This window comes from Micromonospora sp. DT178, assembly GCF_049841695.1.
In the GTDB taxonomy this organism is placed as follows: Bacteria; Actinomycetota; Actinomycetes; order Mycobacteriales; family Micromonosporaceae; genus Micromonospora.
This window is the reverse complement of sequence record NZ_JBNCKV010000009.1, coordinates 241216-254011: the sequence shown is the minus strand read 5'-3', so window position 1 is coordinate 254011 and position 12796 is coordinate 241216. Positions and strand designations below refer to the sequence as shown.

Sequence of the window (12796 nt, the reverse complement as noted above, 5' to 3'; positions counted from 1 at the left end):
TCGGGCTAAGGTGACTTCCGAACGGACATCTGAACTTAAACCTAAGCGTCACGTCATTCATCCGCGGACGAGGTGCAGGGAGGACCACCCATGACCGCGCCAACGATCAGCGAGCCGGCGACCACGACACCGCCGAGCACCACCCAGAAGCTCGACCCGCGTGCGCTGACCGACAGCGCCGCGGACCTGCTCAACGCGATGGCCGCGTTGCCGGCCGACCACCCGTCCCGCGCCGCCCTGCGCGACAAGGCGATCGAGGCCTGGCTGCCGCTCGCCAACCACCTCGCCCACCGCTACAGCGGCCGGGGCGAGCCCACCGACGACCTGGCCCAGACCGCCGCCGTCGGCCTGATCAAGGCGATCGACAAGTTCGACCCGTCCCGCGGCGTCGACTTCGCCGGCTACGCGATCCCCACCATCATCGGTGAACTCAAGCGGCACTTCCGCGACCGCACCTGGGACATCCGGGTCCCGCGCCGGCTCCAGGAGCTGCGGCTGGCCATCTCCGACGCCAACAGCTCGCTGCTGCAGACCCTGGGCCGGTCGCCCACGGTGGCCGACATCGCCGCCCACCTCAAGCTCACCGAGGAAGAGGTGCTGGAGGGCCTGGAGGGTGCCCGCGCCTACAACGCGGTCTCGCTCTCCACCCCGACCGGCGACGGCGACCGCGCGACCGAGCTGGGCGACATGCTCGGCGGCGTGGACGGGGAGTTCGAGCTTGCCGAGCTGCGGGTCGCCCTCGGCCCGGCGCTGGCCACGCTCGACGAGCGGGAGCAGAAGATCCTCACGCTGCGGTTCTACGGCAACCTGACGCAGTCGCAGATCGCCGAGCAGATCGGCGTCTCGCAGATGCACGTCTCCCGGCTGCTGGCCCGCGCGCTGACCAAGCTGCGGGGGCAGCTCGACGGCACGTACTAGGGGTGGTGGGCGATGGCCGGGCCGGCGGGCCCGGCCATCGCCGTGTCCGGTGCGGACGCGTCACCACGGAGGTCCGGCGCCCGGGCCACCCTCTCGACGGGTGGCCCGGGCGCCGTCGTTCAGCGGGCGGGCTCCCGCCACATCGGCCAGAACGGCGTGCCGTCGGGCAGGTGGAAGGGCTCGGCGACCTGGTAGCCGTGCCGCGCGTAGAGGTCGCGGCCGGTCTCGCTGGCCGCCTCCAGGTAACCGGGCACCCCTTCGGCGTCGAGGACGGCGTGGTGGTGCCGCAGCAGCGCGCTGCCCAGCCCCTGCCCCTGCCGGTCCGGTGCGACGGCGAGGAAGGCCAGGTGGTGGTGGTCCGCGTGCGGGTGGTGGGTCTCGAAGAGCTTGTCCAGGTGCGCGAACCGGTCGGTCCACTCCCCGCACGCCGCGGCCAGCCGGGCGTCGTAGTCCTCCGGCGGCGGGGCCGGGTCGCCCACCGACGGGAACCAGACCGCCACCCCCGCCCGGTCCGCGGTCGCGTGGACGAGGCCGTACCGCATCGCGTGGTCCACCAGGATCGCGAAGTTGCCGGCCAGCACGGACTGCCGCCGCCCGGCGTCGGGCACCAGCCACCGGGGCGCGTCGAGGGCCATGAACGCCTCGGCGATCCGGCCGGCCACCAGCGACGTCTCCTGCGGCCCGAGCCGCTCGACCCGCACCTCGCTCACCGCCGCGCCGCCGTCCCGCTCGGGACGGGCCCGCCGACGTGCCCGGCCGCCGGCACCGTCACCGCCACGCTCTCCGCGCCCAGGCCGATCCGGGCGTACGTGTCGGGGCGGCTGCCGCGCAGCACCAGCGCCCACAGCAGGCCGAGCAGCGCGGCGACCGGGTAGACCGCCGGGACCGCCCAGCGCAGGGACGAGTCCGGGGCCACCCCGAGCAGGTCGGCGAAGTTGACCACCGCCAGCATGACGATCACGGCCAGGGCCGCGGCGGCGAGGCCGGGGGCGACCGCGCGACGCCACAGCGTCTCGTCCGCCCCGCTGCGGGCGAAGAAGGCGATCACCGCGACCGAGGTGGTGGCAATCAGCAGCAGCACCCCGAAGCCGCCGGCGGTGCCGACCCAGTAGAACAACTGCACCACCGGGTCCCAGCCGTTGAGCGCGTAGAGCACGATCACCACGAGGCCGAGCGCGCTCTGCGCGAGGGAGGCGGCCCGGGGCGATCCGGTACGCGGCGAGGTCTGCCCGAACACGGCCGGCAGCACCCGCTCCCGGCCGAGCGCGAACGTGTACCGGGCGGTGGTGTTGTGGAAGGAGATCATCGCGGCGAGCACCGAGGTCAGGAAGAGCGCCTGGCCGATGGTGACGGCGGTGCCGCCGAGGTGCGCCTCGGCCAGGTTGAAGATCAGTCCGATGCTCTGCTCGCCCGCCTCGGCGGCGATCCGGTCCGGCCCGACGGCGACGGTCATGCTCCACGACGACAGCGCGTAGATCCCCGCGATGATGGCGATCGAGAGGTAGGTGGCCAACCGCACCGTCCGCCGCGGGTCCTTGCTCTCCTCGCTGAACACCACGGCGGACTCGAAGCCGACGAAGCCCAGGATGGCCAGCACCAGCACCGCGCCGGCGCCGGGCACGACGAGGTTCTCCGGTAACAGGGCGGCGAAGCTGACGTTCCCGCCGGCCGGGTGGGTCAGCTGCCCGAGGTCGAAGACGACGATCACCACCATCTCGGCGACCAGCAGCGCCGCCAGCACCAGGCCGTTGAGGTCGACGCGGAGCAGACCGAGCACGCCGACCGTCGCCCAGGCGACCAGCGCCACCACCCACCACGCCGGGGCCACCCCGAACAGGCGGCCCAGCACCGGCTCCGCGGCGGCGCCGATGGTGCCGTAGAGCCCCACCTGGAGGGCGTTGTACGCGATCAGCGCCACCCAGGCCGCGCCGACGCCGGCCGGACGGCCCAGCCCACGGGCGACGTAGGCGTAGAACGCGCCGGCGTTGGCCATCCGCCGGGCCATCGCCACGTACCCGATGGAGAAGAGGGCGAGCACCGCGGCCACCGTCAGGAAGGCCAGCGGGATGCCGAGCACCCCGACCACCCCGTAGCCGGTGGTGACCACGCCGGCCACGACGGTCAGCGGGGCGGCGGCGGAGAGGACGAAGAAGATCACCGACGGCACGCCGAGCCGGCCGCGGGCCAGGGCCTCGGAGACGTTGCTCGGTCGGCTGAGCGTTGGTGTCGACATACGCGGACTCCGGTTCGAGGGGAGGAGGGGGTGGAGGGGCGTCAGCCGACGCCGCGCAGCACGGCGGCGCCCACCGCGGCCTCGGTGTGCGCCACGAGTTCCCGCAGCGGCGGGGGCAGCGCCGGGATGAGCACGCCCAGCCGGTGGTGCGCCCGGGGGCCGGCGCTCCACAGCACCTCGCGGCTCAGCCCGGCGGCGACGACCAGGCCCAGCAGCGTCCCGTCGGGCACGCTCGGCGGTTCCGGCCGGTCGAGCAGGGCGCGCAGCCGGGTGGCCGGCCAGGCCACCGCGTTGACGTCGATCGGCAGGTAGCTGACGGTGGTACGGAGCAGCCGCCGGCTCTCCTGCCGGCGCAACACTCCCGCCCTGACCAGCCGCTCCCCCACCGAGGTGGTGGCGGTCTGCGCCAGGAAGCTCAGCCAGGTACGCACCGGGTGCTGCTGCGTCTCGCCGACCAGCTGGTCCAGCACGGTGTGCGCCAGCGCGTCCGCCGGCGGGCGTCGGTCGAGCACCGTGACGAGCCCGGCGGAGACGGTGACGTGTCCATGCAGGACCAGTTCACCGAGCAGCCCCCCGGCAAGGCCCAGGCCGGTCGCCGTCGGGTGCAGCTTCGCCTTGCCCCGACTGTCGTTGTGGGTGATCAGGAAGAACTCGTCGGCGATGAGCAACCGGTCCTCCCGCGCGGGTTGTCCACAGTGATCGCAACCGGGCAAGGATGCACCGGCCGTGACTGCAACGCAACTCCCGTTTATGGAAGTTGCACTCCGTACTTGCGCGACCTGCGGATCTTGCCGTGACAGACTCGGAGGGTGACCGCGAGCCCCACCGTCCGCCGCCGCCGCATCGCCCGGGAACTCCGCCAGTTGCGCGAGCGCGCGGGCATGACCCTGGATGTCGCCGCCCGGCAACTGGACATGTCCAAGAGCAACCTGTCCCGCATCGAGAACGCCCAGATCGGCATCAAGCCGCGCGACGTCCGGGCCGCGCTGGCGCTGTACGAGGTGACCGGGGCGGACGCCGAGGCGCTGATCGAGATCGCCCGCGGGGCGCAGCAGCGCGGCTGGTGGCAGAAGTACAGCGACGTCCTGCCGGAGTGGTTCGAGTTCTACGTCGGACTGGAGGCGGAGGCGGCGAGCCTGCGCACGTACGAGGCCGAGGCGGTGCCCGGGCTGTTGCAGACCGAGGCGTACGCGCGGGAGGTCTTCCGCCGCACCGCGGGCGAGGACGGCATCGAGCGCAAGGTCGCCGCGCGGCTGCACCGGCAGAACGTGCTGCACCGCGACAATCCGGTCGAGTTGTCCGTGGTGCTCAACGAGGCGGTGCTCTGCCGCCCGGTCGGCGGCAACGCCGTGATGGCCGATCAGATGGCCCATCTCGCGAAGGTCTCTCAACTACCCAACGTTACTCTCCAGGTACTTCCGTTCTCGGCCGGCGGGCACCCGGCGATGAACGCCCCGTACGTCGTGCTGACGTTCGCCGATGCCGCCGACGCGACCGTGGTTTACCTGGAAAACCTCACGATGGGGCTGGCTGTGGAGGAGGCCGGACAGGTGCGCGGGTATAGCCTTGTGCACGAGGAGATGTGCCGGATGGCACTCGGTCCGGAGGCGTCCCTGACCCGCCTGACGGAAGCTTCTCGTCACTTTGCGTGACCGCTGACGCGGCGCGCCGGCACAGACGGGGGTACCGCGATGACCGCGTTCGACCTGACCCGGGCCCAGTGGCGCATCAGCAGCCGCAGCGTGGGCAACGGCAACTGCGTGGAGGTCGCCGTCGCCGGGGACCGGGTCGCCGTCCGGGACAGCAAGGACCGGCCCGGCCCCGCGCTGGCCTTCCCGGCATCCGCCTGGCGCGCCTTCGTCACCGGCGTCGACGGGGTACGCCCCGACTGAGCACTCCCCGGGCGGTGCGAGACTGGGCCGTGCTCTCGGACGTGCCCCTCGACCTGCCCGTACGGCCGGTGCTGCCGGAACTGGTCGCGGCGCTGCGCGGCGCCGGCGCCGGGGTGCTGGTCGCCCCGCCCGGGACAGGCAAGACCACCCTCGCCCCGCTGGCCGTGGCCGACGAGGTCTCCGGCCGCGTGCTGGTCGCCCAGCCGCGCCGGGTGGCGGCCCGCGCGGCGGCGCGCCGGATGGCCGCGCTGCTCGGCGAGCCGCTCGGCGAGCGGATCGGGTACGCCGTGCGCGGCGAGCGCCGCAGCGGACCGCGGACCCGCGTCGAGGTGGTCACCACCGGGCTGCTGGTGCGGCGGCTGCACCGCGATCCCGAGCTGGCCGGCACCGGCGCCGTGCTGCTCGACGAGTGCCACGAGCGGCAGCTCGACGCCGACCTGGCGCTCGCGTTCGCGGTGGAGGCCCGGGCCGCGCTGCGCCCCGACCTGTGGCTGCTGGCGATGTCGGCCACCCCGGAGGCGGACCGCTTCGCCGCGCTGCTCGGCGGCGGGGGCGCTCCCGCGCCCATCGTCCGGGCGTCCTCGGCCCTGCACCCGGTGACCCGGATCTGGGCGCCGCCGCCCCGGCCGGTGGCCGCGCCCGGGGCCGGCCCGGTCGACCGGGGCCTGCTCGACCACGTCGCGGCGACCGTGCGCCGGGCGCTGCGCGAGTGCGACGGGGACGTGCTGGTCTTCCTGCCCGGGGCCGGCGAGATCGGCGCCGTCGCGGGCCGGCTGGCCGACCTGCGCGACGCGGTCGCCGTCCTGCCGCTGCACGGCCGGCAGCGCGGCGTTGACCAGGACGCGGCGCTGCGCCCGGCCGACCGGCGGCGGGTGGTGCTGGCGACGGCGGTCGCGGAGAGCAGCCTGACCGTGCCGGGCGTCCGGGTGGTGGTGGACGCCGGGCTGTCCCGGGTCGCCCGGATGGACCTGGCCCGGGGCCTGGGCGCCCTGGTCACCGTCGGCGTGTCCCGGGCGGCGGCCACCCAGCGGGCCGGCCGCGCGGGCCGGGAGGCGCCCGGGCACGTCTACCGCTGCTGGTCGGCGGCCACCCACGAGCGGCTGGCCGCGCAACCGGAGCCGGAGATCGCCACCGCCGACCTGACCGGCTTCGCCCTGGAGCTGGCCGCCTGGGGGTCGCCGGACGGCGCCGGGCTGGCCCTGCCCGACCCGCCCCCGGCGGCGTCGATGGCGGTGGCCCGCGACACCCTCACCACCCTCGGCGCGCTCGACGCCGACGGCCGGATCACCGACCGGGGCCGGGCGATCGCCGCGGTCGGCGCGCATCCCCGCCTGGCCCGGGCGCTGCTCGACGGGGCCGGCCGGGTGGGAGTGGACCGGGCGGCGGAGGTCGTGGCGGTGCTCGCCGAGGACTCCGCCGCCGGGCCGGGCGACGACCTGACCGCCGCCTGGCGCCGGCTGCGCGCGGGCACGGACCAGGGTGCCACCGCCCGGTGGCGCGCGGAGGTACGCCGACTGCGCGCCGCCCTGCCCGACGCTCCCGCGCGGCGGCCCGACCGGGCACGCCCGCCCCACGGCTCCGGCGCGGCGACGGGGGGCGGCACCGGCCGGACGCGGCCGACCCGGCAACCGGCCGATGAGCCGCCCGCCGTGCACCCGCTCGGGCGCGGCCACCTGGACCCGGCCGGGGACGCGGACCGGGGCCGGCTGACCGACGACCTGGCCGCCGGGCTGCTGGTCGGGCTCGCCCACCCGGAGCGGCTGGCCCGGGTGCGGCGGCCGGGCGGCTCGGCGTACCTGATGAGCGGCGGGACCGCGGCGGAGCTGGCCCCCGGGTCGGGGCTGGCCGGCTCCGACTGGCTGGCGGTCGCGGTGGCGGACCGCTCCCCCGGCGCGCCGACCGCCCGGGTGCGGCTGGCCACCCCGCTCGACGAGGCGACCGCCCGGGAGGCGGGCGGGCCGCTGCTGCGCACCGAGCGGGAGGTCGGCTGGGCCGGCGAGGACGTGGTGGCCCGGGAGGTGCTGCGGCTGGGCGCGATCGAGCTGGTCGAGCGGCCGCTCGCCCGCCCGGACCCGGCGGAGGTGGCGCAGGCCCTGCTGACCGGCCTGCGTCGTACCGGCCTCGGCCTGCTGAACTGGACCCCGGCGGCGCGGGCGTTGCGCGAGCGGCTGGCGTTCTGCCGGCAGTCGCTCGGCGGCGACTGGCCCGACGTGGGTGACGAGGCGTTGCTCGCCGACGCGCCCGCCTGGCTGGGCCCGGAGCTGGCCCGCGCCCGCCGCCGCGCCGACCTCGCCCGGATCGACGTGTCCGGGGCGCTGCGCCGGCTGCTGCCGTGGGCGCTGGCGGCCCGGCTAGACGAGATGGCGCCGGAGCGGATCGCGGTGCCGAGCGGATCGCGGATCCGGCTCGACTACGCCGACCCGGCGGCGCCGGTGCTCGCGGTGAAGCTCCAGGAGACCTTCGGTTGGCGGGACGCGCCGCGGATCGCCGACGGCCGGGTGCCGGTGCTGCTGCACCTGCTCTCGCCGGCCGGGCGGCCGGTGGCGGTCACCGCCGACCTGGCCTCCTTCTGGCGCACCGGCTATCCGCAGGTGCGGGGGGAGCTGCGCGGGCGGTACCCGCGCCACCCGTGGCCGGAGGACCCGACCACGGCCCCGCCCACCCGGCACGCCACCCCGCGCCGCCGCTGAGCGGGCTCATGTCGTCGCCACGAGGCTCCAGAGCGCTGAACCGGCTGGTGCTCGCTCACTCCTCCACGACGTCGGCGACGACCACCGTGACGTTGTCCGGCCCGCCGGCGCGCAGCGCCAGGTCGATCAGCCGGCGGGCGCAGTCCGCGCGGTCCGGGTGCTCGGCGAGCACCTCGGCGAGGGTGTCCGGGCGCACGACGTTGGACAGCCCGTCGCTGCACAGCAGCCAGCGGTCCCCGGCCCAGGGCACCATCGTCGCGTACGCCGGGGAGACCTCCTCGCCCTGCAACGCCTGGGTGACCACGGCCCGGCGGGGGTGGCTGCTGGCCTGGTCGGCAGTGATCACCCCCTGGTCGACGAGCATCTGCACGAACGTGTCGTCCCGGGTGATCTGCTTGAGCACGCCTTCGCGGAACAGGTAGGCGCGGGAGTCGCCGACGTGGGCGAGGGCCAGGCAGCTGCCCGTCCGGGCGAAGAGCAGGGCGGTCAGCGTGGTGCCCATGCCCTGCCGCTCCGGATCCTCGGCGACCGCCTGGTGGATCCGCGCGGTGGCCAGCTGGATGCCGCTCTGCAGCGCGGCCACCAACGCGTGCTCCGGGGTCTCCACGTCGAGCGGAGCGACCGCCTCGATGGCGATCGCGCTGGCCAGGTCGCCGGCCGCCATCCCGCCCATGCCGTCGGCGACGGCGACGAGCCAGGTCCCGGCGTGCAGGGCGTCCTGGTTTCCGCTGCGGATCAGCCCACGGTCGCTCGTTCCCACGGAACGCAGCTTCAGGGTCATGGGTGGCAGCCTGCCAGGCGGAGGGCTCGGTTGTCTCTAGGAGATCGAGACCTCGGCGCGTCGCGCGGCGAATCTCACTGTCCCGGGGTCCCGCCGGGCGGTTCCGAACCATCCAGCCGGATCGATTGACAGGGCGCCGGAGGCACTGGAACCATCAACTCGACCTGGGAGCGCTCCCAGGTCGACACCGCCGCCCCCGTCCCCCGCAGTCGTCCGGAAGGAACACCCGTGACGCCATCCCGACGTCGCCTCGCGCTGCTCGCGACCGCGACCACCATCGCCCTGACCGGAGCCACCGCCGGCACGGCCCACGCCGACCCGCCCCCCGACGCCCCCGAACAGATCGACAACGGCGACTTCAGCGCCGGCGTGTCCCCCTGGTTCTCCTACGGCACCGGCCCGCTCGGGGTCACCGACGGCCGGCTCTGCACCACGGTGCCCGGCGGCCTGGCCAACCCGTGGGACGCCGGCATCGGCCAGGACGGCGTGCCGCTGGTCGCCGGGGCCGAGTACACGCTCGGCTTCGACGTCTCCGCCACCCCCGGCACCGCCGTCAAGGCGGTCCTGCAACTGGGCACCGCCCCCTACACCACGTACGCCAGCGTCGACGCCACCGCCGGCGGCACCGCCCAGCGGTTCGAGAAGACGTTCACGGTCGCCGAGGGCAACCCGGCCGCCCAACTGATCTTCCAGGTCGGCGGCGGCGCGGCAGAGCAGACCGTCTGCCTGGACGACGTCTCGCTGCGCGGCGGCGACCCGCCGGAGCCGTACGTGCCCGACACCGGGCCGCGGGTGCGGGTCAACCAGGTCGGCTACCTGCCCGGTGGGCCGAAGAACGCCACCGTGGTGACGTCGGCGACCGACGCCCTGCCCTGGCAGCTCCGCTCCGCCGCCGGCGCCGTCCTGGCCAGCGGCAGCACCACCCCGCGCGGCGTCGACGCCGCCTCCGGGCAGAACGTGCAGACGCTCGACTTCTCGTCGTACCGGACCCCGGGGGCGGGGCTGACCCTGGTCGTCGACGGGGAGACCAGCCACCCCTTCGACATCTCGGGCACCCTCTACGACCGGCTGCGCGCCGACTCCCTCCAGTTCTTCTACGCCCAGCGCAGCGGCATCGCCATCGACGGCGACCTGATCGGCGCCGAGTACGCCCGCCCGGCCGGGCACCTCGACGTGGCGCCCAACAAGGGCGACACCTCCGTGCCCTGCCAGCCGGGCGTCTGCGACTACTCGCTGGACGTGCGCGGCGGCTGGTACGACGCCGGCGACCACGGCAAGTACGTGGTCAACGGCGGCATCGCCACCTACCAGCTGCTGAACACCTTCGAGCGGACCCGCACGGCCGCCACCGCCGGGCACGGCGCGGCCCTCGGCGACAGCACGCTGCGGGTGCCCGAGCGTGGCAACGGCGTACCGGACGTGCTCGACGAGGCCCGCTGGGAGCTGGAGTTCCTGCTGCGCATGCAGGTGCCGGCCGGCAAGCCGCTCGCCGGGATGGCCCACCACAAGATCCACGACCGGAACTGGACCGGGCTGCCGCTCGCCCCGCACGACGACCCGGAGCAGCGCGAGCTGCACCCGCCGTCCACCGCCGCCACGCTCAACCTGGCCGCCGTCGCCGCCCAGTGCGCGCGGCTCTTCGCCCCCTACGACGCGGCCTTCGCGAAGCGCTGCGGCACGGCGGCGAAGACGGCCTACGCCGCCGCCAAGGCCAACCCGACGCGGTACGCCAGCCCGACCGACAGCACCGGCGGCGGCGCGTACGACGACACGAACGTCACCGACGAGTTCTACTGGGCCGCCGTCGAGCTCTACCTGAGCACCGGGGAGCAGCCGTACCTGGCGGACCTGACCGCGTCGCCGCACCACACCGGGGACGTGTTCGACCCGCGCGGCTTCGGCTGGCAGGGCGTCGCCGCGCTGGGCCGGCTCGACCTGGCCACCGTGCCGAACGGGCTGCCGGCCGCCGACCTGGCCCGCGTCCGCGCCTCGGTGACCGCCGCCGCCGACGCCCACCTCGCCGAGGCGGGCCGGCAGGCGTACGGGCTGCCCATGCCCGGGGACGCGGGCAGCTACTTCTGGGGCGGCAACAGCAACGTCATCAACAACGCGGTCGTGCTGGCCACCGCCTTCGACCTGACCCGGGACGCGAAGTACCGCGACGGCGCGGTGCAGGCGATGGACTACGTCCTCGGCCGCAACGCCCTGAACATCTCGTACGTGACCGGGTGGGGCGAGCACGCGGCGGAGAACCAGCACAGCCGGATCTTCGGCCACCAGCTCGACCCGGACCTGCCGAAGCCGCCCGCCGGCTCGCTGGCCGGTGGCCCGAACGCCGCCCTCCAGGACCCGTTCGCCGCCAAGCTGCTCGCCGGCTGCAAGCCGATGTTCTGCTACGTCGACGACATCAACTCGTACGCGACCAACGAGGTCGCCATCAACTGGAACTCGGCGCTGGCCTGGATCGCCTCGTTCCTGGCCGACCAGGGTGACTCGGCGGCGGTGCCGGCGCCCACCTGCGCGGCCACGTACACCAACCACGGCGCCTGGCAGGGCGGCACCGGATTCACCGCCCAGGTGACCATCCGCAACACCGGCACCAGCACCGTCGACGGATGGACGGCCCGCTTCGCCTTCACCGGCGACCAGAAGGTGCGCGAGGCGTGGCTGGCCAGGGCGACCCAGGCGGGGGCCACGGTCACCGCGAAGAACGAGTCGTACAACGCCAGGATCGCCCCGGGCGGCACCGTGACCTTCGGCTTCAACGCGGTGACCGGCGGCGGCGCCAACCCGGCACCCGGCCTGATCACCGTCAACGGCGCGGCCTGCACGCTCTCCTGACGATCCGGTCGGGGCGGTCCGCCGCCCGGACCGGCGAACACCCGCGCGAGCCGGGGGAGGCGGGCCGCCGCCTCCCCCGGCGTCGCCGCCGGAACGGCCCCGACCGTCGATTTTCGGTGGACGGCGTTCCGGGGCGTACGACAGGGTGGCCGGCATGGACGACGCGGAGCGGCGGGTCTGGTCGCGACTGCCCGACGGCACCCGGAGCGCCCTGGCCGGCCTGACCCCGGCGGACCTGCGCACGCTGCTGCTGGCGGTGGCCCGGGACCGGGCGGCGGCGGTACGCCCCGCGGATCTGGTCCGCCGGTGGCGCACGGACCGCTTCACCCGGCCGGCGGCGGCCGACCCCCGCGCGCTGGCCGCCGTCGAGGCCCGCCTGTGGCGGCTGCTGCCCGCCGAGTTCGCCGGCGTCGACCTCTCCCCCGTCGCGCCGCTCGGCACCTGCTCGGCCGTCACGCCGATGAGCCAGAACCGCATCGTCACCACCTTCCGCGCCACCGAGGTGCTCAGCGACCCCACCAACGCGCTCGCCATCGAGGCCGCGGTACGCCGCCGGGAACAGCCGGCCGACGGCGCCGTGCACCTGGCCGCCTGCCACCGGGTGCTGCGGGCGCAGGACTTCGGGCCGGGCGCCTCGGCGCACTTCCGGCTCTTCACGCTGGTCTCCAGCGCCCGCGACGGCGGCTCGGGGCGCACCGAGGCACGGTTGCTCACCCTGCACCTGGCGTACTGGCGGACGGTGCTCGCCACTCTGCTGCCGCAGTCGGCGGCGGCCCGGGTGCGCCTGACCGTGCTCGACAACCCTGTCGTCGGAGAACGCATCGAGGACACCGTCCGGCCGGCGCTGAGCCCGTCGGGCGTACCGCTGGTGGACGAGCCGGAGCGCCGACGCGGCCGGGGCTACTACGTCGGCGCGGCGCTGCGGATCACCGCCGGGCACGGCGCGGACGAGGTCGCACTCGGCGACGGCGGCTTCACGGCCTGGACCGCCCGGTTCACCAGCGACGCCAAGGAACGCTGCCTGACCTCCTGCCTGGCCACCGAACGGCTCGTCGCGCTCACCGAGGCCCGGCGGCCAGCGGCGCCCTGACCACGATCAGCCGACCCAGAGCCTGGCGGAGCCCCCTACCATCATGGCCATGGATGCAACGGGGTGGATCCTGACCGGGATCGCGGCCACGGTCGTCGCCCTCATCCTGGTCGTGCTGCCGCTGCGCAGGCGGCGGGCGTCGCCGCCCGACGGGCGGGACGCGGCGTTGACGGCGGCGCGCAGGGCCATCCGGCAGTCCCGCCGGGACGGACGGCGCCGTGGGCGGGGCAGCCTCCGCGGCGAAGGGTACGGCGGGGATCCCAGCACGATGGGCACCGCCAGCTCCGGCGACTCGGGCGGGACGCCATGACCTCCCGGCGTAGCTGGCGCCCGGAGCGGTGAATCGTCCAC

General features: G+C 75.3%; 11 protein-coding genes. 7 read left to right on the top strand and 4 right to left on the bottom strand.

Annotated elements, in window-relative coordinates; translation table 11 throughout:
- Positions 1-90: 90 nt before the first annotated feature.
- Positions 91-918, top strand: coding sequence for a SigB/SigF/SigG family RNA polymerase sigma factor (locus ACLQ22_RS19060; protein WP_121395504.1), 828 nt, complete (start codon positions 91-93; stop codon positions 916-918).
- Between the two features lie 119 nt (positions 919-1037).
- Here the strand turns inward: ACLQ22_RS19060 and ACLQ22_RS19055 are convergent, their stop codons facing one another.
- Genes ACLQ22_RS19055 through ACLQ22_RS19045 form a run of 3 tightly spaced genes read right to left on the bottom strand, consistent with a single transcriptional unit; the run spans position 1038 to position 3819 of the window.
- Positions 1038-1628, bottom strand: coding sequence for a GNAT family N-acetyltransferase (locus ACLQ22_RS19055; RefSeq protein ID WP_121395506.1), 591 nt, complete (start codon positions 1626-1628; stop codon positions 1038-1040).
- Entirely contained in the window at positions 1625-3151 is a 1527-nt protein-coding gene (locus tag ACLQ22_RS19050) for an APC family permease (protein ID WP_425693494.1), read from the bottom strand. Before ACLQ22_RS19050 ends, ACLQ22_RS19055 begins: the two co-directional genes overlap by 4 nt.
- A 41-nt stretch (positions 3152-3192) precedes the next feature.
- Positions 3193-3819 (bottom strand): GOLPH3/VPS74 family protein, encoded by a 627-nt coding sequence (locus ACLQ22_RS19045; RefSeq protein ID WP_425693493.1) that lies wholly within the window; start codon positions 3817-3819, stop codon positions 3193-3195.
- Between the two features lie 141 nt (positions 3820-3960).
- Here ACLQ22_RS19045 and ACLQ22_RS19040 point away from each other — a divergent pair, with 141 nt between their 5' ends.
- The 3 genes from ACLQ22_RS19040 to ACLQ22_RS19030 are packed head-to-tail and all read left to right on the top strand — an operon-like array spanning position 3961 to position 7733.
- Complete coding sequence (locus ACLQ22_RS19040; RefSeq protein WP_425693492.1) at positions 3961-4803, top strand: helix-turn-helix domain-containing protein; 843 nt, start codon at positions 3961-3963, stop codon at positions 4801-4803.
- Positions 4804-4842: 39 nt separating this feature from the next.
- Entirely contained in the window at positions 4843-5043 is a 201-nt protein-coding gene (locus tag ACLQ22_RS19035) for a DUF397 domain-containing protein (protein WP_425693491.1), read from the top strand.
- 29 nt (positions 5044-5072) lie between these two features.
- Positions 5073-7733 carry an ATP-dependent RNA helicase gene (locus ACLQ22_RS19030; RefSeq protein ID WP_425693568.1) on the top strand — a complete coding sequence of 887 codons (2661 nt, stop codon included), beginning with the start codon at positions 5073-5075 and terminating at the stop codon, positions 7731-7733.
- A 55-nt stretch (positions 7734-7788) separates the two neighbouring features.
- On the opposite strand, the gene ACLQ22_RS19025 is transcribed toward ACLQ22_RS19030, so the two are convergent.
- A complete protein-coding gene (locus ACLQ22_RS19025; protein ID WP_366639092.1) occupies positions 7789-8514 on the bottom strand; it encodes a PP2C family protein-serine/threonine phosphatase in 726 nt (241 codons plus the stop codon).
- Positions 8515-8742: 228 nt separating this feature from the next.
- Between ACLQ22_RS19025 and ACLQ22_RS19020 the strand changes: the two genes are divergently transcribed.
- The 3 genes from ACLQ22_RS19020 (at position 8743) to ACLQ22_RS19010 (ending at position 12755) form a co-directional block, all read left to right on the top strand.
- The gene (locus tag ACLQ22_RS19020; protein WP_425693490.1) at positions 8743-11355 is read left to right on the top strand and encodes a glycoside hydrolase family 9 protein; all 2613 of its coding nucleotides are present in this window, start codon (positions 8743-8745) and stop codon (positions 11353-11355) included.
- A gap of 154 nt (positions 11356-11509) precedes the next feature.
- Positions 11510-12445: a hypothetical protein gene (locus ACLQ22_RS19015; RefSeq protein WP_425693489.1), complete on the top strand. Its 936-nt coding sequence runs from the start codon at positions 11510-11512 to the stop codon at positions 12443-12445.
- Between the two features lie 49 nt (positions 12446-12494).
- Positions 12495-12755, top strand: coding sequence for a hypothetical protein (locus ACLQ22_RS19010; RefSeq protein WP_425693488.1), 261 nt, complete (start codon positions 12495-12497; stop codon positions 12753-12755).
- Positions 12756-12796 lie beyond the last annotated feature (41 nt).

Excerpts from the sequence above, each read along its gene's own strand:
- ACLQ22_RS19010 (WP_425693488.1), top strand. The coding sequence starts at position 12,495 with ATGGATGCAACGGGGTGGATCCTGACCGGGATCGCGGCCACGGTCGTC.
- ACLQ22_RS19060 (WP_121395504.1), top strand. The coding sequence starts at position 91 with ATGACCGCGCCAACGATCAGCGAGCCGGCGACCACGACACCGCCGAGC.
- ACLQ22_RS19035 (WP_425693491.1), top strand. The coding sequence starts at position 4,843 with ATGACCGCGTTCGACCTGACCCGGGCCCAGTGGCGCATCAGCAGCCGC.
- ACLQ22_RS19025 (WP_366639092.1), bottom strand. The coding sequence starts at position 8,514 with ATGACCCTGAAGCTGCGTTCCGTGGGAACGAGCGACCGTGGGCTGATC.
- ACLQ22_RS19050 (WP_425693494.1), bottom strand. The coding sequence starts at position 3,151 with ATGTCGACACCAACGCTCAGCCGACCGAGCAACGTCTCCGAGGCCCTG.
- ACLQ22_RS19015 (WP_425693489.1), top strand. The coding sequence starts at position 11,510 with ATGGACGACGCGGAGCGGCGGGTCTGGTCGCGACTGCCCGACGGCACC.